17 protein-coding genes are annotated in these 17329 nt (G+C 64.2%); 3 read left to right on the forward strand and 14 right to left on the reverse strand.

What is annotated here, in order from left to right:
* Nucleotides 1-320 precede the first annotated feature (320 nt).
* Together VGN72_09645 and VGN72_09650 are read left to right on the forward strand one after the other, a co-directional pair.
* Complete coding sequence (locus VGN72_09645) at nucleotides 321-1025, forward strand: hypothetical protein (protein HEV7299615.1); 705 nt, start codon at nucleotides 321-323, stop codon at nucleotides 1023-1025.
* 32 nt (nucleotides 1026-1057) lie between these two features.
* A complete protein-coding gene (locus VGN72_09650; protein HEV7299616.1) occupies nucleotides 1058-1552 on the forward strand; it encodes a hypothetical protein in 495 nt (164 codons plus the stop codon).
* Here the strand turns inward: VGN72_09650 and VGN72_09655 are convergent.
* The 9 genes from VGN72_09655 to VGN72_09695 form a co-directional block, all read right to left on the reverse strand.
* On the reverse strand, nucleotides 1549-2214 hold the full coding sequence (locus VGN72_09655) for a hypothetical protein (GenBank protein ID HEV7299617.1): 666 nt from the start codon (nucleotides 2212-2214) through the stop codon (nucleotides 1549-1551). The genes VGN72_09650 and VGN72_09655 overlap by 4 nt on opposite strands.
* Nucleotides 2211-3548, reverse strand: coding sequence for a restriction endonuclease subunit S (locus VGN72_09660; GenBank protein HEV7299618.1), 1338 nt, complete (start codon nucleotides 3546-3548; stop codon nucleotides 2211-2213). Before VGN72_09660 ends, VGN72_09655 begins: the two co-directional genes overlap by 4 nt.
* Before the next feature lie 68 nt (nucleotides 3549-3616).
* The gene (locus VGN72_09665; GenBank protein HEV7299619.1) at nucleotides 3617-5545 is read right to left on the reverse strand and encodes a restriction endonuclease subunit M; all 1929 of its coding nucleotides are present in this window, start codon (nucleotides 5543-5545) and stop codon (nucleotides 3617-3619) included.
* A gap of 324 nt (nucleotides 5546-5869) precedes the next feature.
* On the reverse strand, nucleotides 5870-6160 hold the full coding sequence (locus VGN72_09670; GenBank protein HEV7299620.1) for a hypothetical protein: 291 nt from the start codon (nucleotides 6158-6160) through the stop codon (nucleotides 5870-5872).
* Between the two features lie 10 nt (nucleotides 6161-6170).
* Nucleotides 6171-6314, reverse strand: a complete 144-nt coding sequence (locus VGN72_09675) for a hypothetical protein (GenBank protein ID HEV7299621.1) — start codon at nucleotides 6312-6314, stop codon at nucleotides 6171-6173.
* Nucleotides 6315-6346: 32 nt separating this feature from the next.
* Nucleotides 6347-7714: a site-specific integrase gene (locus VGN72_09680; protein HEV7299622.1), complete on the reverse strand. Its 1368-nt coding sequence runs from the start codon at nucleotides 7712-7714 to the stop codon at nucleotides 6347-6349.
* 40 nt (nucleotides 7715-7754) lie between these two features.
* On the reverse strand, nucleotides 7755-8498 hold the full coding sequence (locus VGN72_09685; GenBank protein ID HEV7299623.1) for a hypothetical protein: 744 nt from the start codon (nucleotides 8496-8498) through the stop codon (nucleotides 7755-7757).
* Between the two features lie 340 nt (nucleotides 8499-8838).
* Nucleotides 8839-9261, reverse strand: coding sequence for a hypothetical protein (locus VGN72_09690; GenBank protein HEV7299624.1), 423 nt, complete (start codon nucleotides 9259-9261; stop codon nucleotides 8839-8841).
* 52 nt (nucleotides 9262-9313) lie between these two features.
* A complete protein-coding gene (locus VGN72_09695; protein ID HEV7299625.1) occupies nucleotides 9314-10657 on the reverse strand; it encodes an AAA family ATPase in 1344 nt (447 codons plus the stop codon).
* A gap of 97 nt (nucleotides 10658-10754) precedes the next feature.
* Here VGN72_09695 and VGN72_09700 point away from each other — a divergent pair, with 97 nt between their 5' ends.
* Entirely contained in the window at nucleotides 10755-11039 is a 285-nt protein-coding gene (locus VGN72_09700) for a hypothetical protein (GenBank protein HEV7299626.1), read from the forward strand.
* Nucleotides 11040-11409: 370 nt separating this feature from the next.
* Here the strand turns inward: VGN72_09700 and VGN72_09705 are convergent, their stop codons facing one another.
* The 5 genes from VGN72_09705 to VGN72_09725 form a co-directional block, all read right to left on the reverse strand.
* Nucleotides 11410-12732 carry an ATP-binding protein gene (locus VGN72_09705; GenBank protein HEV7299627.1) on the reverse strand — a complete coding sequence of 441 codons (1323 nt, stop codon included), beginning with the start codon at nucleotides 12730-12732 and terminating at the stop codon, nucleotides 11410-11412.
* A 228-nt stretch (nucleotides 12733-12960) separates the two neighbouring features.
* Nucleotides 12961-14835, reverse strand: a complete 1875-nt coding sequence (locus VGN72_09710; GenBank protein HEV7299628.1) for a sulfatase — start codon at nucleotides 14833-14835, stop codon at nucleotides 12961-12963.
* Nucleotides 14832-16205: a sulfatase gene (locus VGN72_09715; protein HEV7299629.1), complete on the reverse strand. Its 1374-nt coding sequence runs from the start codon at nucleotides 16203-16205 to the stop codon at nucleotides 14832-14834. The genes VGN72_09710 and VGN72_09715 overlap by 4 nt, the downstream gene beginning before the upstream one ends.
* Nucleotides 16206-16238: 33 nt before the next feature.
* Nucleotides 16239-16952: a hypothetical protein gene (locus VGN72_09720; GenBank protein HEV7299630.1), complete on the reverse strand. Its 714-nt coding sequence runs from the start codon at nucleotides 16950-16952 to the stop codon at nucleotides 16239-16241.
* Nucleotides 16949-17329: ABC transporter ATP-binding protein (locus VGN72_09725; GenBank protein HEV7299631.1), on the reverse strand; the 381-nt coding region annotated here is incomplete at its 5' end. The genes VGN72_09725 and VGN72_09720, both read right to left, overlap by 4 nt.

Below are 17329 nucleotides of genomic sequence, written 5' to 3' on the forward strand. Positions count from 1 at the left end.
TTGCGGCAGAGGTGAGTTGCCGCCGCATCTGAGCGGCATGCCTATTGAAACGCGCCGTGGCCTCGCAACGCCGATACCTTTTGCTTTCGCACTGCGTATGCGGCTAGGATCCGGGAGTCGGAGGTTCGGTCGCACAGGGGTTCGGCCCCCTTCTCCTGCATTGAAAACCCCGGATTTTCTGGGGTTTTTGCATGTCGAAATCTATTCTTGGCGCAATTCTTGGCGCAAAATCACCAGCGTTCTTGGGAACTTTGTGCCTTTCGGAACGATCTGGAAAAGCGGGCGACTGCTGACTATCGTGCGGGCGAAAGGGAGGAACCATGGAACAGCTGAAGGTTTTACAAACGCTCGATCAGGTCATTTTTGAGATCGGGATGTGGCCGCGAGATGTCGCGCGTCGTCTTAGGTCTGCGTTCGTACCGTGGCGCGTCCACCGGGACATCAAAGAGGAATGGGCTAAGGAGCCTGCCCTGCGATTCAGGAACGGGATATCACCCAACCTGTTCTGGATCTTGTCGGTGCTGGTGCCGTATTTCTTGTTGCTCGATCACTACTTCCGCGCGGTTGCCGAGCGTTACCCGCAAATCGGAAATCTTGCGGCCCAGCCGTGGCCGCTGCGGATGATGGTGCTGGCCGTGGTCCTAGCGGCTTGGCCAATGAGTTGTTCGTTGCTCATAGCAAAACGAAGTGGCCAGGCTCTCGATCGGGAAGCCACGAAGCGGCTGTTCGCGACCCACTGCGTCGTCCTCGTGCCGGCGTCGCTGTCGCTGCTCACGTCCCTGGTTCTATGTGCGCTTTTCCAAGAGCGATCGCGGACGATGAATGGGGTCTTCTTCTACGGATTCGTTGTGCTGGGCTTCTACGCGCAGGTGGCGATCGCGATGGCCGAAATGCCACCTGGGTGGTTCCGGCGGATCGAAACAATGTGGGATTGTTTCGGCCGCACCCTCGGGCACGCTATCGTCATCGCATTGGTCGGACTCACGCTGATTATGTTGGGGCTTGGGCGGATGCCGATCCCATGAAGGTGACAACCTGTTGAGTCGATCATGGTTCCATGGCACTCACCAGCGAACAAATCCAGCGGCTGTTCAAAGTAATGGGCAAGGTCATTTTCCTGCACCAGCGGGCACCGGGCGACGCGACCGCCTACCGCAAGTTGATGTCGGCAACGATCGACCAATCCGTCAGCGGTGCGGCTAGCGACGCCAACACGATCACGCGGTTTCTCAATCCGTTCACCACGCAGATCAACGCTACGATCTCGGCCCTGGATGCCACGCCGGCTCAGGCGAGGACGATGGGGGCGACGTTCCTTCAGCAGTGCATTGCGCCGGACATGGGGTTCGGTGCCGGCTCCCAATTATCGCAGATCGACACGCGGTTGATGGCGGACATGACGGCCGCTGATGAATCGGTTGCCCCGTCCGGCGACAACATGGCCAACGATGACTGCTTCGCGGCGTTCTTCGCGACGCAGTACGGTATCGTTTTGCGGCAGGACGCCGACCCGTCGATTCCGGACGCCTACATCGACGACGATGTTGTCTAAACGGCCTTTAGCTTGTCGCGTAGAGTCTTACCGCCGCACGTCACGCATAGTCGAAGATGAAGGTCTTCTGGATGCACGGCAATATGCACGCCAGTCCTTTGCGCGTTACTAATGTTCCTTGGCCAGTCGGCGAGAATCTTACTCACCTTCGGCGGGATCGATGGATCGGCATTGCTCCGCTGTTCAAGCCGAAGGAGAACTTCAAGAGTTTCCAGGTTGCGGGCCCCAGCAACGGTCTGCGTCCAGTCGTTGCCGAACAATAACTGCCCGTAATCCATGAGATCGCAAAAGGCTTCAACGCATCTGGCTTGACTGACGTTCAGGTCTAACAGGTGCGTCGAATGGAAGAAGTCGTTCCTTCGCTTTCTGCGTTCCGTCATGTCGTCGTGAAGACGTTGCACGACCGGAACGTCCGCGGCTCGCTTGGCCTGAAACACACCCTTTACGTCCGATAGAACGTCGTGGTAGTTCTTGAACTTGCCGTTCGCCTTTTGGTCTGACCAATGCTTGTTGTCCGTAAGCAGAAACAGTTTGGACGTCAGTTCCGTGTAGTCATCGCAAAGGATGAACGCCGTCTTTACGTATTGGCCACCGCTGCGGCCGGTGAAGTAAACCTCGACGCCAGCACAGATTTCCTCCATCAGGTATCGTAAGCGGCTCATCGGTTCCCCTCCTTTCCGAGCAATCGGTGCTCGAACCTTTCCTTCGCCTGCTGCCATTCTCTTTCCGCTTGCTCGCGAAGGTCGCGGGCTCGACTGCGTCGACGCTCGACCTCGTCAACTATGTCACGTTGAACGGCTGGCAATGGAATCGGTACCACAAGCCCGACGACGTCATCATTCGCGAGTCGCGGGTGGGTGTTACCGGTGGTCATGTGCTTCGTCTGATTCAAAATCAAAGACGATCGTAAAGCGACGGCGAGATAGTCCGGCAGGACTTCATCCCTGGGATCAACTGCTGGCCTGATTCGGATGACGTGGAACTCGGGTGAGCAAATCCCGGCCCGCTCGGCTCTGTGGACCTTGTTGAGGTACGGTCGGAGCCTTGCAAACAGGATGTCGTTCTCACGGAACTCGAAGCACTGTCCCTGCACATCTTCGTTTGTCGCTAGAAGCTCGCCGGTGTCACTTTGGACGCTCGCCAATCCAAGGTAAAATTCGGATGCAGACCTATCGGTTAGGTCGCGTGCGAAATCGGCAATCACGTCCAGTCTAGTTGTGCGAATTCCCGCCCTCTCCTGCTGCATAGCTTTGATCGCCAGCAGTCGCTCGGGATGGAAATAGGCGGCGTTCGCTCGTCCGGCGTCGCGCAGGGCACCCAACCTTACGGCGTAGGTTTGCCGGTCGCTTGAGGTCGCGGGTGGCACCTGTAGCTGTTCAACCAAATAGCCATCTAGGCCACGGAGAAGATCGGACGCGTCATTCAGCTTCGAGTTGCGGCTCGCCCGTGCTGCATCTAGCTCCTGCGCCAGTTCTCGCTGCGTCTCGACATCTGGGGGGAGTGGGATCTGCAGAGCGCGGAGTTCTTCCGCGTTGATGTTCGACATGCCGGCAATAGGCCGGCTCACCCGGTCGATCTGAAGTCGGCCAGCCTTTGTATTCAGGAATGCGGACACGAATTCAGGCGTCGTCTGCGCATCGTCGACGACGACGCGGATCAAATACGAGGCGTAGACCCACGTTCCCGGTTCGCCGAACACTTCGCACTTGCCCACCAACTCTGCGGAGTTCGTTCGGTTAAATAGGATATCGCCTGGATTCAGCCGGTATCGCTCTACCTCGTGCGTCGGGAGGTCGACGTACTTCAGATCGGTAAGGTCCCAGCCATCCCGCTGGAGGTTGTTCATGCGCAGAACGGGAACGCCGATCTGCTCTTCGCTGGCGAGCTGCGACGTGCCGTATTGCGCGTACCTAATGATCGAGTCGAGAGACTTCAACGCGTACTTCGGTGCGCTGTACAGCCGATCGAACTCGACCGCCCCCGCGGCAAACTTCACGTCCGCTCGGATGCTGATATCTCCCCGCCGCACTGCGAAGCACATTGCTTTGCCAGCGGTGGCGGGGATTAGACGAAAAAAGGTTTGGGTGCCTTTTCAAACTTCCGGTACTGCCCCAGTATGCCGGTGTTTGGGATGATCTCGTGCGGCTTCTCAACCCAGTTCTCGCCCTGCCGCTCGAACCTCACGCGCACGTCGAACAGATCACACCGCTGCACTTCCGTGCGGATGCTGCCTTGCGTCTTCGTCTCGATGACTTGATAGCTTTTTCGTCCTGTGGCGTCGTAACCGATGTTCTCCGCGAGGGCCATGAACACCGGCTCAGCGTCGTTGACCTTTTCATGAGACGCCCGCTTGCGGACGAAGATCACGCTTGCCTTCACCGCGGCACCGTAGTGCGCGAAAGCGGTCTGCGGAATGCTGACAACTGAGAGAAGCTGGAACCGCTCGAAAAGGAAATCCCTGACGTACTGAAGCGATGCGTTGGTGAGGATGCCTTCCGGCAGAACGATGGCTGCGCGGCCGGTCCCTGGCTTGAGGAATTGCCAGATGCGCTCGAGAAAGAGAATCTCGGTCTTCTGCGCTTTCCGAGGTTTCTTATTCCCCTTGGCGTCCAGCTGATTCCCAAGCTCATAGTCGGAAAGGTATGGTCGTTCGGTTTGCGTGATCGTCGCGCCGAACGGTGGATTGGTTAGGATCAGGTCGAACCGATCGGCTTTGAACCCATGGTTCCGCGCGTAGAGATGGTCCATCCGCTCAAGCGCGTCACTCCCAACGACGTTCGTGTGACCGTCGTCGTGAATGATCATGTTCATTTTCGCCACGCGTGCGATTTCATCGTTGATCTCAATTCCGAAGAGGTTTTTCTGGGCGAAGTCGTGCCAGTGTCGATAGTGCTCTTCGCTCCCCTCCTCGTGATACTCGCTCGCTTCGCGCCGGACGGAATTGAGGGCATGAAGCAGGAAGCCGCCCGATCCGCACGAGGGATCTAACACGAGGTCGGTGTTTGTCGGCTCCAGCATCTGCACGGCAAAGTCGATGACCTCGCGCGGCGTGAAATATTGGCCAAAATCGCCCTTGAAAAATCCGTCCATGAACTGCTCGAAGGCTAGTCCTTTAGTGTCTAGGTCAGTCTTGCTGAGATTGATGCCTTCCAAGTGCGACACGATCGTTCGCAGCGTCGCGTCATCAATCTTGATGCTTTCGGTAAACACCTCGGGATCGCGCTCCTTCTGCGTCTCGTAAAGAGCGCGGATGCGATCGGACAATCGGCGGCTCGATTCGTACGTTTTGATTTGAAACTCGTAGGCGTCGCCCTTCTTCCGCTTCGCCTGCTCGTCGCTGATTTTCACGAAGATGATCTTACACAACTCCCCGAACGCGGAAGGCGGCGACAAGCGTCCTCCTCCCCACAATGTCTGATGACATTTGCGGATCGCCGCGATCAACTCCTCTTTATTGACAATCTGGATGTCGGTTGGCCCGCCCTTGAGATACTTGAACTCCTCCGGCCGGCCGTACTGAACGGGCAGGTCAGCGATGATGTTCTCTTCGCGTTCGAGCACACCGTAGCGGCCGGAGAAATCGAACGCACGGCGGGTCGCACCTGCGACGACCATGACGAAGTCGGCGCGGAACTTGGCCCACGTTCCGTTTCCACAGGCCTGTTCGACGGCCTGATTGAACTCGGCATCCGAGATGCCGTCACGTTTGCATTCGATGACGGCGAAGGGTCGCTTGCGTGCGTCGTCGCGGAAGACAACTAGGTCGGCACGGTCTGAGGGGGTACGGTCCGCTACAACGACTTCGACGCCGATCCGAGCCGGTTCATATCCGTAGCGATAGACCAATTCAGCCCAAAACTCGGCGCGTACGCGCTCCTCTGCATCGGAGAATTTCTCGGTCCAATTGACCGTGAGGTAGGTGATTTTCTCGCTCTTACCTTCGCCGCTGATGCGTAGAAGCCCGTCGTTCACAGCCCGTTCCAGATAGCTCATGCCTTCTCCCGTCGCCATCCTTAGCGCAGAGACCGAATCCAGCCGCCAGTGCGCTGGCACTGTGGTTGTGTAGGTCGCGACGCATGTCAAGGGGATGGCGTGGGTAGACGGGAAGCAGCTGCCGCTGGACAGCGGCAGATTCAGCCCTCGAAAGCGTACATCCTTGCAGCCGTCGAGGATCGTCGTGGCACCCGTCCGTCCCTAGACAGGATAGCTTTCACAATTTATCGGACATTACGGTTGGCGAGCTTGAGCGTACCTAGATTGCGTACGGCTGCTGCGGGACGGCACAGCTAGAGTGGCCGGGGGAAGTCACGAGGGTGCTTACAAATTGTCGGGCATCACGTCAGCCAGTTCTTGCGCGTCGCTCGCGTGATTTGCATCGAACGCCTTGACCATCAGGGCGAATAGTCGCCGGTTGAACGCGTTGGCGGGGAAGAGCCGGTCGCCGTATCGCGGGATGGTGACGCCGCCAGCCGAGGCGGTCAGCGCGGCGGCGGTGCCGTCCGTGATCGCGTCGCACGTTACGAGCCACGTGCGGGTATGGGAGACCTTGCCATCCTTGATCGAGGATCGGCGGCGGTCGAATCGTTCGGCTACGTCGGTGACTGGCATGTCTTCCCCTTTAGGCGACCGATAGGAGGTCGCGGGTGGCTTCGGTGTTCATGAACTGCGCGATCGCGTGGCCGCGGATCTGCGATGACCTGCTGTCGGAGTGGCCGAGCCGGCGAGCGGCTTCCGCGGCGGACGTGCCTTCCAGGTAGATCATCACCGACCTATGGCGCCGGCGGTTGCCGCCCATCATCCAAGTTCGGCCGCGATGGCCCGCGCCGTAGCCACGTCCGCCTCGGCGTAGTCCAGCGTCTGGTCGACCGTCCGGTGGCCCAGCAGGACCCGCGCCGCCTCCAGCCCCTTTTCCCGGCGGATCGCCGTCGCGTGTAGGTGCCGCAGTTGGTGCGGGTGCCAGTACTGCGCGACGGCGAGCGTGCCCGCCACAGTTGCTGCTCGCATCGCGTAACGCAGCGCCCGATGATAGCTCCGCGAGTTATAGCGACCGCTGCCCGCTGGCGACCCGGCCCGACGGGTTGGGCAGGTCTTCGGATGCCCGCACTCGCCATCGCTCGCAGACTTGTCGCTCAGCCGCCGCTCGGCCATCGCTTGTGCTGGTGAGAACACCCACGCCTGCGGGTCGTGGGGCCGCAGGAACGGGCCGAGGACAGCCCGGCCCCGCGGGCCGATACACACGACGCGGCGTTGCCCGCGGTACGCCGTCTTGTGCGTCGCAGGGGCGTAAAGCCACACCGCCGCCGCAGCTCCGCCGCCGCGATCGACGTCGGCCGTTCGCAGGGCGCACAACTCGCCCGACCGCATCCCGGTCAGCCGCTGCAGCCGGACCATCGCCCGCAGCGTCGGCGGCAGGTACGGCAGGACCGCCTCGACGTGTGCGTCGGGGACCGGCCTCACCGGCGCCGTCTCCCGCGCGCCCGAGCGGCCGCGCCGCAGCGGCTCGACCGCCGCCAGGGCCGTCAGCACGCTCGGCGCGACGAGCTGCTCCGACACCGCCCAGCGGAAAGCCCGCTTAACGCAGGCGACCCGCTGGTTCACGACGTTGCGGCACAGGTCGTCGGCAACCAGCGCAGCACGCACCGCGCGTAGGGCAAGCGGGCCGAACGCCGCCGCCGCCGTCTGCCCGTATAGCGCGCACAGCGCCTTCGCACCGGCCTCCAGCGGTCCCAGCCCCGCGCTCGCCCGCCCCGTCGCCGCGTCGACGTAGTACGTGCGGGCCCACCGCAGGTACGCCGCCGCAAGCGACGCCACCGTGAACACATCCCCTGCGGCAGAAGCCCGTGATGACTGGGGCAGTTGGCCGGTGGCGAGCCACTCGCCGAGCGTGCAGCGATATCGCTCGTGGCTCACGGGCGAGTTGGCTCGCCCGAGATAGACCATGCGCCCCGCCAGCCGCACGTACCCGAGGTTCTTCGCCCGGTGCACGCGGTAGGCCGGGACAGATGCCGAGGTGGCACGTGCTCGAACGCGCCCCTCTGCCGATCGGCGGACCGGTATCGCATCGTCGTTTCGGAACGCCCGGTGGGTCGCGGGAGTACCGCTCGCCACATCGGAACCCGGGGGGACGGCGGACGGCAAAGGTGGGTGCGGCTGGGCGAACATCGTCTCGTCCTCCGGGACCTGCTCGTTAGGGGTCGGCGTCTTATTTCACGTACAGGCGGTCCTCGGCGACCGTCAGCGTCGCGCCGTCGGGCAGGTCCCCGGTCTCGGCAACGTACCGCTGGAACGGCTGACGCATCAGGCGCGTCGTCAATCGCGCATCGTCACGGAATCGGCGGTGCCAACGGGCGAGCTCCCCCGCCGCCACTCCCTCGGCCTCGACGGTCACGCGAAGCGCGTCGCGCAGGTGTCGCTCGCACCACGCCCGCGCCGCTGGCTCGTCGACGACGTCGAGCGTCGGCGGGCGTCGCCGCAGGCCGACCGTGCCAGCCGGCAGTGCCACGGACCGGGCCCCGCCGCCGCCCCGCCGCCGCAGCTCGTCGCGCAGCCAGGCCTCTAGCTGCGGGCCGAACTGTCCCATCAGCCACCGCTCGTCCCGCTCGGCACGACGCAGCTCACGGTGTGCCCACGCCTCAACGCGCTGCGCGTGGGCGCGGGCCTCGACGATGCGGCGGACGACCCAGGAGGCCGTCGCCTCGTCGCAGACGCAGAATCCGTCGGCGAACTGCGTTGTCACGCCGAGCTCGTCCTCGTCGCTACCCCCGCCGCTGCCGTCATCCTCCGCAGCAGTACTGCGGTCTCGGCCACCCCCCTGCCGCTCTGCTGGTGGTGCCTTCCACCGGTCGGCCACGGCCCCCGTCCCTTGGAGGTGACCAATGGCCGAGGCGTCGTCGTCCGCTTCGACGACGTGGCTTTCACCGCGATGTTGGCTACTTTTCTTCATCATCTGGATCTCCTGACCGCCTCGACGCAGGTCAAGGCCAGTGCAAGTAACTCCCGCTGGATCCGCCGCACGTCCGCGTGCCGCGGGCAGGCCGCGTCGATCAATCCGTACAATTGCGTGGCCCGCTCCATCAAGTAGGAGGCCAGCAGATGCTCGTCCCGTTCCAGCTGACGCAGGGCACGCTGAGCGCCGCCGCGTCGGCGTCGAACCTGCCAGTCGCAACGACGGATGGTCCGAGCGGTGATCGTTCGTCTGGCCATGAGCCGGTACGCCTTCTAACGGGTCGGCGCGCACGGCGTCGAACAAGTGAACACCCCTTTGCCTATGGACGTAAAACCGACTCTCATGGTGCGTTCGGCGGCGCATCGCTGCTGCCGTCGTTGAAGTCCCGGTTCGGGCGGTCGCCGCCGCGGGGCCGTTTCGACTGTGAGGGTGTGAGGCGGCCTGCCTGCTCAGGGTCCAGCCGGGCAAGGAGCGCGCCGAGCTCCGTGTCGCGCCAGAGCTCGTAGTGGGCCGTCCGGTACGCGTCCAGCGCCAGCAGCACCGCCTCCCACACCGCCCGGTGCGCCGCGTCGTGCACCTCCGACGGCAGGTCCTCGACGCTGCCCAGCGCGTTGGCCGCGTACCGGCAGACCGCGTAGTACAGGTCCGGCTCGGCGCGGCGCACCTGCTGGATGCCGATCTGATGGCCGTCCCGCGCCAGCCGGGCCCGCGCGGCGTCGATGATCGGCTCGCTGATCAGGTGCCCGTCATCCTTCGGCATCATCGCTTCCTCGCTAGCTGGTGGTCGTCGTCGTAGTGTGATGGCGTATTTTGTGCTACGTGCCGATCAGCAGTGCTATCCCGGCCGCGTCGAGGTCGGGCCACACCCACGCCACCGCGTCGGCGACGGTTTCGACGCCGCTCAGCTCGCAGCCGCAGTTCCACGGCAGGAACCGCCGATCGTCCGCCGGCACTAGCAGCCGCATGGCGGCCAGCTCACCCGCCCGCATCGCCGCCGTCGCCGCGGTGATCGCCGCGCCTGGCAACGACCGCACGCGCCCCGCGAGGTCGACCTCACCGATCGCGACCAGGTCGCTCGGCACCGTGCGGCACAGGGTCGCCGCGGCGATCGACAGGCACAGCGGCACGTGCAAGAGGCTCGCGTATCCGCCTGAAGACGATCGAGCGCCAAGCAACGGATCGTCGCGATCGCTCAAGGGCCTGCACGCGATCGACAAATCCAGCTCGCCGGCGACCGCCGCCATGCCCGGGAGGCTGCCGAGGCAGTGCAGCGCGTACTGCACCTCGGCGCGGGCAATCCCACGGCAGGCGAGCAGGCGGCCGGCGGCACGCCCCGACGGCGGGGCGAGCGCCGCGGCAGTTTGGACCTCGACGCCGCCGACGTGCGGCAGCCACGCGCGGGCAGTGGCCACGTGGCGTCCCGCAGCCCCGCCGGCGGGCCGCGCCGGCATCAGGCGCGTCGTCGCCGGGTCGATCGCCAGCGGGACCGGTTGGAGGACGGCCGGGCCGAAGCGGTTCTTGCTGACGGTGAGCGTGCGCCGCCCGCCGCGGCGGTTCAGGTGCAGGACGACGTCGACCGCGTGCTCGAGCGTCCGCGGGCCGCGGATCGCGTTCTGCTTCGTCACGTGGCCGACCAGGAGCGTGGCGATGCCGGCGGACTGAAGAAGCCGCGCGGCGTCCAAGGCCGCCCGGCAGGCCCGCGCGTCGGACCCGCCCGCGCCGGTCGTGCCCTGGATGCTGTCAAGCACGACAAACTTGACTCCAGCGTGCGCGGCATCGGTGGCGACCACGTGCCGCGCGACGTACGTCGGCAGGTGGGCCGGATCATTAGGCGTCGCGAGCAGTGCGAGGTTTTTGAGGCAGCGTGCCACGTCCACCTTCGTACGGCCCGTCATCATGCGCTCGGCACGCGCGCGGACGCGAGAAACGTGCTCTTCGCTCAGCAGGATTAGGGACTTTTCATCGCGAGCCGCAAGGTCCAAGGCGGTTTGCAGGGCCAGGCCGGTCTTGCGGCTGCCGGGTGGTCCGACGAGTAGTGAGATGCCAACGCATCTCCCAGACGAATGGTGAGGCCACGCCAATGGAAACTGAGCATTAATTCCGACGCTTAGCGTCGAATCGGAGCGGGCTGGAAAAGTCGAAATCGAATGAGCAACCATACGCCCATAATAATATCCTTTACGACAATGTCAAGTTTAAAAATTAACTATAGCGATAAAGCTTGCTCGCTGGTTGTATTGATCGTCTAATCTTGTTGTGCCGAGACGCAAGCAGACCATCAGTTTTTCTATTGATCCGTTGCTGGCCGATCGCTTTCGAGAAGCGACAACCGCTTATTTTGGGAAACTCGGCCTTTGTTTTTCAGCATGCATGTTGATGTGGCTAGAAGCAGATCCTGAAACGCAGGCCAAGTACCTCAAACGTGTGTTCGGTGCCGAGGTCGACGAGGAGTTGCTGGAGCTAATCGAACAGGCGAAGGCAGAACAACTGAAGCGAATCAAATCTCGGGAAGATGTCTCCAAGCCCAAGCGCGGCTCTTAAGCCTTCTAACGACTCTGTACAGTACACGTTCTCACATAAGGCGCTCTCTCTTCACGGTGCCCCGCAACTTGTACATGCGCCCGCATCCTCCGACACCTGATTGCCATTGACCTTCGATGTGCTCGGGCGCCGACCCCCTTCGGGGGAAGACGGTGGTCGCGCCCCGCATCGGTGCTGCACCCGTTTCAGGGGTCGAGGAGACCATTGTATTACGCAGTGCCTATCGCTCCCGCAACGCCAATGACAGCGGTCCTGGTGGTCAGCCACGGCTGAGGCCAATTAGCCGCATTGGGTGTGACTGCCTGCTTTGCCCGTCGGGAGCGAGAGGCAATGATCGCCGGTCTCGCTGTGAGGGATGCACCCCAAAGATTCAGGACCGGCCTGTCCGCCCCGCTGCTCCGACCACCATTGTCGCCAGTTCCACGGGACCAATTGGCTTGGTCACGTGCATCGTGAAGCCGGCCGACACGGCCCGCACGCGATCCTCGCTGCGTGCGTACGCGGTCAGCGCGATGGCCGGGATGTTCCAACCCTTGCCGTCGCCGCGACTGCGTATCTGACGAATGAGGTCGTAGCCGTCCTGTTCCGGCATGCCGATGTCCGAGACCCACACGTCGAACTCGCGTTCCGTCAGGTGCCCCAACGCCTCGTCCACGCTGCCAGCGGTCATGACCACAGCGTTGCGATCTTCCAGCAGGCGCTGGATCAACGTCCGCGCGTCCGGTTCGTCATCGACCACCAAGACGCGGATGCCCGTGATGTCGTCGCACGACTCCGGCAGTCCCACCATCATAGGGGCCGAACGGGGATGGCGGCTCTCCACCTCAGGGTCGGCCTTGCCCTGCACGACCATCGGCGGCAACGCAACCACAAAGGTCGAACCGTGACCCGGCCCATCGCTGCATACCTCGACGCAGCCACCGTGAAGCTCGATCAATTGCTTCACGATGGATAGCCCGAGTCCCAGTCCGCCGTGACGGCGCGTGGTCGAGGGATCGGCCTGACGGAGGCGGTCGAACACGTGGGGCAGGAACTCGGGCCTGATGCCCTCGCCGTTGTCGGCGACGGTAATTTCCACGTGCGAGTTCACGCGCGCCAGCGTCACCTGCACGCGACCGCCCTTCGGGGTGAACTTCACCGCGTTCGTCAGCAGGTTCCAGAAGACCTGTTGCCAGCGGTTCGGGTCGCCGCTGATCGGCCCAGCCATCGGGTCGAGAACGACGCGCACTCGCACGCCCTTGGCATCGGCGGCAGGCTGGACGCGCTCGGCGGCCGCTCGGACTGTGCCTGCGAGGTCCACCGGCTGCACGTCCAGCCGCACCTTCCCCGAAATGATCCGGCTCATGTCGAGCAGGTCTTCGGTTATGGTCGTCCGCGCCCGCGCGTTGCGCTCGATGGTCTCCAAGCGCTGTCGGATGTCCTCGGGGTCCGTAGCGTTGCTCGACCGGAGGACTTGCGACCAGCCGAGGATCGCGTTCATCGGCGTGCGAAGTTCGTGGCTGAGCGTAGCGAGGAACTCGTCCTTCATCCGGCCCGCCCGCTCGGCCTCGGCTCGGGCGTCCCGCTCGCGCGCCAAAAGGTGCTCCCGATCCTCGGCCGCACGGTGCTGCTCGGTCACGTCCGTGCTCGTCCCGAACCACTGCACGACGTGACCCGACTCGTCGCGCACCCCCTGCAAAGGATAGCCGGCCATGCAATCGCGGATACCGTGCCCCCTTAGCACGGCTGGGAACTGCCAGACGGGGGGGCGCGTATAACCGCGTGTCGATCGGCCAACACTTGTCAGAGCCCGTGGTGGAAAAAGTAGCGGCCGTGGTCTTTGGGGAACGCAACTGGGGTACCGTTTTACGCTTCAACTTGTTTCAGGCCGGATAAAGGCAATCGACAAGCGAACCGGCATTTACACGTATCGGGACAATGGCTACTGCGGAAACGGATACGCCGCGAGGACGTTCCCTTCTGGGGAGACGAGTCGCACGTCGCGTAGTTCCACCTTGCCGATGCTATTGAGGGGGTCGATCCGCAGGCCACGCAGATTGCCGTCGGGCTGGATCTGGATCTCCTCGGTTTGCCAGACGTTCGGTTCACCGATGACAAAGTCCTTGCGCTGCTCACGGGTGAACGCCAGTTCTTTGCCTTCGGCCCAGTAGACGTTCCCGTCGCCGCCGTCAGCGCGAAGGTCGAACCGCAGAACGACCGCCTGCTTCGCGACGTTAGGGACATACTCGGTGATCAGCTGTGGGTCCGTCCCGGTCGCCTCGACGTGCAGCACGCCTTCCTTCACCGACACGCGAGACTCGCCTTTGCTATGCCAGTACCCGGCAGTGTTGCCGGCATAGCGTGCGTTCTTCGCGGGGATGAGTGCACCGGTCTTGTTCAGGTGCGCGTGAAGGGTAGCGCGCATTGACTCCACGCGCTGCGGTTCGGCGGCGGCGCGGTTGTCGGTCTCGCTGGGGTCGTTCGCCAGGTTGTACAGTTCGAACCTGTCAGACTGATCGGCGGCGTCGTTGTAGATGCGGTAAAGCTTCCAGTCACCGTCCATGATCGACGTGCTCGGCAGACTTATCTGCCGCACGTAGGGGTGCGGGAAATGCGAGACAATCGGCTCCGGGCGGTCGTAAGCCTCGCCGCGCAGCGCGGCGGCAAACGTGTGACCGTCGACGTGTACCTCGGGCCGCTGGGGGAGCCCGGCGAGGTCCAACAGCGTCGGGAAGAAGTCGGGGGACGTGACGACCGCTCGACTCGTTGTACCGGGCGCGACGACACCGTCGTACTGCACGACCAGCGGCACACGCACGCCGCCCTCGTAGTTCGTCCCCTTGCCGCCACGCAGGGGCGCGTTGCTCGTCGGGTAGATGCCGCCCGGCCGCACGTCGAACATGTTGCCGCCGTTATCGCTGGTGAAGATGACGATCGTCTCGCGTTCGATGCCCTCGGCCTTGAGCGTGTCGAGCACCTTACCGATCGCGCGGTCCATCGTCTCGACCATCGCCGCCATCTCGGCGCTATTCTGCGGCGCGGGAAGATTGGCCTTGCTGTACTTCTCGATCAGCGCCGCCTCGGCTTGGTACGGGGAATGGACGTTGTACGGCCAGAAGCAGAGCAGGAACGGCGCGTCGCGGTCGGTGGCGATGAACTTGGCGGCCTCGCCGGCTAGCACGTCATCAACATGCGTGCCAGCGGGCACCACCGGTAACGAATCGAGTTGCCACGGGCCGAAATAACCTGGTGGTGGTGGACCGGGATTTTCGCGACCACCGACGACCACATCGAAGCCGAACGCCTCGGGCAGATGCGGCGCGCGGCCCAGATGCCACTTGCCCATTAGCGCCGTCGCGTAGCCGTGGCGTTTGAACTCGGCACCGAGCGTTTGGTAGTCCAAAGGCAGTCGCGTGCGGCTTTGCGGGTTGGTCGCCTTGTACTGCGGCGCCGCGTGCTCGGGCACGATGGCGTCGAGGATCACTTCGGGGTAGTGCCCGTTGGGCCGCGTGAGATGGAGCCGGCCGGGGTAGTGCCCGGTGAGCAGGCTCGCGCGGGTCGGGCTGCACAGTGGGCTTGCGGAGTAGGCGCGTTCGAACTGCATGCCGCGGGCCGCCAGCGCGTCGAGGTTCGGCGTCTGATACGACGCGCTACCGGCGAACCCGACGTCGCGCCAGCCGAGATCATCGGCGAGGATAAACACGATGTTCGGACGAGCCGGCTGTGAGGTCGGCGACTGGCCGAGCGCGGTGGAGATTGCCCCGGCGATCGTCGCCGCGGCGGCCGTAAGTAAGCAGGCGCATTTTTTGAACGTCATGGTGTTGCCTTTCGGATCGTAAACAGGGACTCGGCCGGCACGACTGGGTCGCCCGGGTAGGTCGCCGTCGCCGGCGTCGTCTTCATGCCCGGCCAGTGGGGCACGTGGCCAAGGATGAGCAGTGGGTCGGCGGTAGCGCGCACGTTCTGCGCGAGGCGGTCGCGCAGGATGGTGGCGATCGGGGCGGCAGCCGGGTCATCGATCAGGTTGCGCGTTTGGCGCGGGTCGACGGCCAGGTCGTACAGCGCCTCGGTGGGCTCCGGGTCGTCGGCCCAGCCGCGGGCGGTCATCGCGGTGCGCGTCGGGCCAGGATCGCAGTTCGGCAGCACGCGGCGCCGCGACCGGTCGAACCGCCGGACGTACAGGTGTGCCGCCGTCCGCACGCTGCGCATCGGCTCGTACGCCGCGTGGTAATTCACTTCGCCGAAGACCACGTCGTGCAGCTTGTCGGTCTCACCGGCCAACAGCGGCAGCAGCGACTTTCCATCCAGGACCGCGTCGGGCACTTCGCCCAGCATGGCGAGGATCGTCGGCAGGACGTCCAAGTGCGTCACCAACGGCGCAATGCGCCGCCCGCCCGTCAGACCGCCGGGGCCGCGCAGGATGAGCAGCACGCCGGCCCCGGCGTCCGTGAGGCGCGACTTGTGGCCCGGAAACGGCACGCCGTGGTCGGTGGTGCAGATGACCAGCGTGTCGCCCGCGCGCCCGGCGGCGTCGAGCGCGTCGAGCACGATGCCGACGCAGGCATCGAGCCGGTCGAGCGCGACGTTGTAATCGGCGATGTCGGCGCGTACCGCCGGCGTATCGGGCCACTCCGGTGGGACGCGCACGCCGGACGGATCCCCGAGCGGTGAGGCGGCGGCGTTGAACGCCTGGCTCTCGTGGCCGGCCGTGCGGTGCGTGGTGAAGAAGCCGCACGACAGGAAGAACGGTCGGTTGTGCTTGCGCTCGATGTACGCCGCGGCGGCGCGGGCGATCGCCGGGTCCTGCGTGGCGACGTCGTCGACGCCGACGCGCTCGAGCACCTCATCGTACGGCATCGCACGGTGCTGATCGCCGGCGAACTCATGCTGCATGCCCGACAGTGCCGTGCGATAACCCCGTCCGCGCAGAAGGGCCGCCAGGTGGCGATCCGGGTCGGCGAGGCGCGAGCCGCGGTGCGCTAAGCCGATCATCCCGTTCTTACGCGGCATCTGCCCCGTTAGCAGACAAGCGCGGCTGGGCGAGCACGTCGGGCTTGGGGTGTACGCGTTTTCGAATAGTATACCCGATGTGGCAAGCCGCTCGAAGTTCGGCGTGGCATGCGGATAGCCGTACGGCGAGACCCATCGGCCGGTGTCGTGCGAGTGCAGGTAGACGATGTTCAGCATGTCCCCTCCAACTCGTGCAGGCCGAGCCCGATCTCATGCGGGGGGTGATCTGTCGCCTTCACACCGCTCGGCAGTGTAACCCGGGCTGATGTGCCGGGTGGGAGCACAATCGCCCAGCGGAACCGATTGCCCACCAGCGACCAGGACGACTCGATTCGCCCGCATGGACCTTCGTGCCATGCCCGCGCCCGTTTGAGTGGCCCAGCACCGTGTGGCCGCATGGTAAGTCGATCGAGCCCCCGAGCGTCTGCGTCGGCATCGATGCCCGCGATCAGCCGCCAGAAGGTTTCGCACACCGCGCCGAAGGGGGGGATGGTTTCGCGAGCGCTCGCGATACGGGGTGGTGCCGGGCTGCCAGAAGTATTCGTACAACGCGGTGGCGCCGTCGTGATGGATCGACCATGGTAGGCCGGGGAAGCGGTCGTTGGTCATCATCACGATCGCTTCATGAGCGGGCGCGACACACAGCATCGCCTCGACAACCCGACGGTAGCCCCAGAAGCCACCGACGCGCGGCAGGTGCGGCGTGTTGGCCTTCCACTCGACGATCCCGGCCGTGGGCTCGTTCACCGCAAGAACGACTCGCGCTTCAGCGATCGCGGCGTCCTTCGGAAGGTCGAAGTGACAAACGAACCGCTGCACGTCGGTGGTGCCGACATTGACAGCGAGCCAGTGTCCAATCTCGCCGGCGGCGTAATGGCCTGCGAGGGCCGGGGCAGCAGCGCCAATCCAACGGGGTGCGCTCATGATAGTAGCCCCGCAGTCAACGCGTCGGGCAACGGTGTAAGTTCGCTCTCGGTCAATGACGCGGTGCTCAGCGGCCGCATTTTTCGGTCCGGGTCGGCGCTGGGAATCGCCGACAGCAACACGCGCGTGTACGCGTGCCGCGGCGCGTCGAAGATCGCCTTGGTCGCGCCCGCCTCGACGATCCGCCCGCGGTACATGACGACCACGCGGTCGCAGGCCTCGCGCACGACCGACAGATCGTGCGACACGAACAGGTACGTCAGGCCCATCTCGCGTTGGAACGCTTTCAGCAGCCGCAGCACCTGCGCCCGCACGGTAACGTCGAGCGCGCTGACGGCCTCGTCGGCGACGACGAACGCGGGGCGTAGGATCAGCGC

Source organism: Tepidisphaeraceae bacterium, from assembly GCA_035998445.1.
In the GTDB taxonomy this organism is placed as follows: Bacteria; Planctomycetota; Phycisphaerae; order Tepidisphaerales; family Tepidisphaeraceae; genus DASYHQ01.

Excerpts from the sequence above, each read along its gene's own strand:
- VGN72_09720 (HEV7299630.1), bottom strand. The coding sequence starts at position 16,952 with ATGAGCGCACCCCGTTGGATTGGCGCTGCTGCCCCGGCCCTCGCAGGC.
- VGN72_09645 (HEV7299615.1), top strand. The coding sequence starts at position 321 with ATGGAACAGCTGAAGGTTTTACAAACGCTCGATCAGGTCATTTTTGAG.
- VGN72_09650 (HEV7299616.1), top strand. The coding sequence starts at position 1,058 with ATGGCACTCACCAGCGAACAAATCCAGCGGCTGTTCAAAGTAATGGGC.
- VGN72_09690 (HEV7299624.1), bottom strand. The coding sequence starts at position 9,261 with ATGATGCCGAAGGATGACGGGCACCTGATCAGCGAGCCGATCATCGAC.
- VGN72_09665 (HEV7299619.1), bottom strand. The coding sequence starts at position 5,545 with ATGAGCTATCTGGAACGGGCTGTGAACGACGGGCTTCTACGCATCAGC.
- VGN72_09675 (HEV7299621.1), bottom strand. The coding sequence starts at position 6,314 with ATGATCTACCTGGAAGGCACGTCCGCCGCGGAAGCCGCTCGCCGGCTC.
- VGN72_09655 (HEV7299617.1), bottom strand. The coding sequence starts at position 2,214 with ATGAGCCGCTTACGATACCTGATGGAGGAAATCTGTGCTGGCGTCGAG.
- VGN72_09680 (HEV7299622.1), bottom strand. The coding sequence starts at position 7,714 with ATGTTCGCCCAGCCGCACCCACCTTTGCCGTCCGCCGTCCCCCCGGGT.
- VGN72_09705 (HEV7299627.1), bottom strand. The coding sequence starts at position 12,732 with ATGGCCGGCTATCCTTTGCAGGGGGTGCGCGACGAGTCGGGTCACGTC.
- VGN72_09670 (HEV7299620.1), bottom strand. The coding sequence starts at position 6,160 with ATGCCAGTCACCGACGTAGCCGAACGATTCGACCGCCGCCGATCCTCG.
- VGN72_09695 (HEV7299625.1), bottom strand. The coding sequence starts at position 10,657 with ATGGTTGCTCATTCGATTTCGACTTTTCCAGCCCGCTCCGATTCGACG.
- VGN72_09710 (HEV7299628.1), bottom strand. The coding sequence starts at position 14,835 with ATGACGTTCAAAAAATGCGCCTGCTTACTTACGGCCGCCGCGGCGACG.
- VGN72_09715 (HEV7299629.1), bottom strand. The coding sequence starts at position 16,205 with ATGCTGAACATCGTCTACCTGCACTCGCACGACACCGGCCGATGGGTC.
- VGN72_09685 (HEV7299623.1), bottom strand. The coding sequence starts at position 8,498 with ATGATGAAGAAAAGTAGCCAACATCGCGGTGAAAGCCACGTCGTCGAA.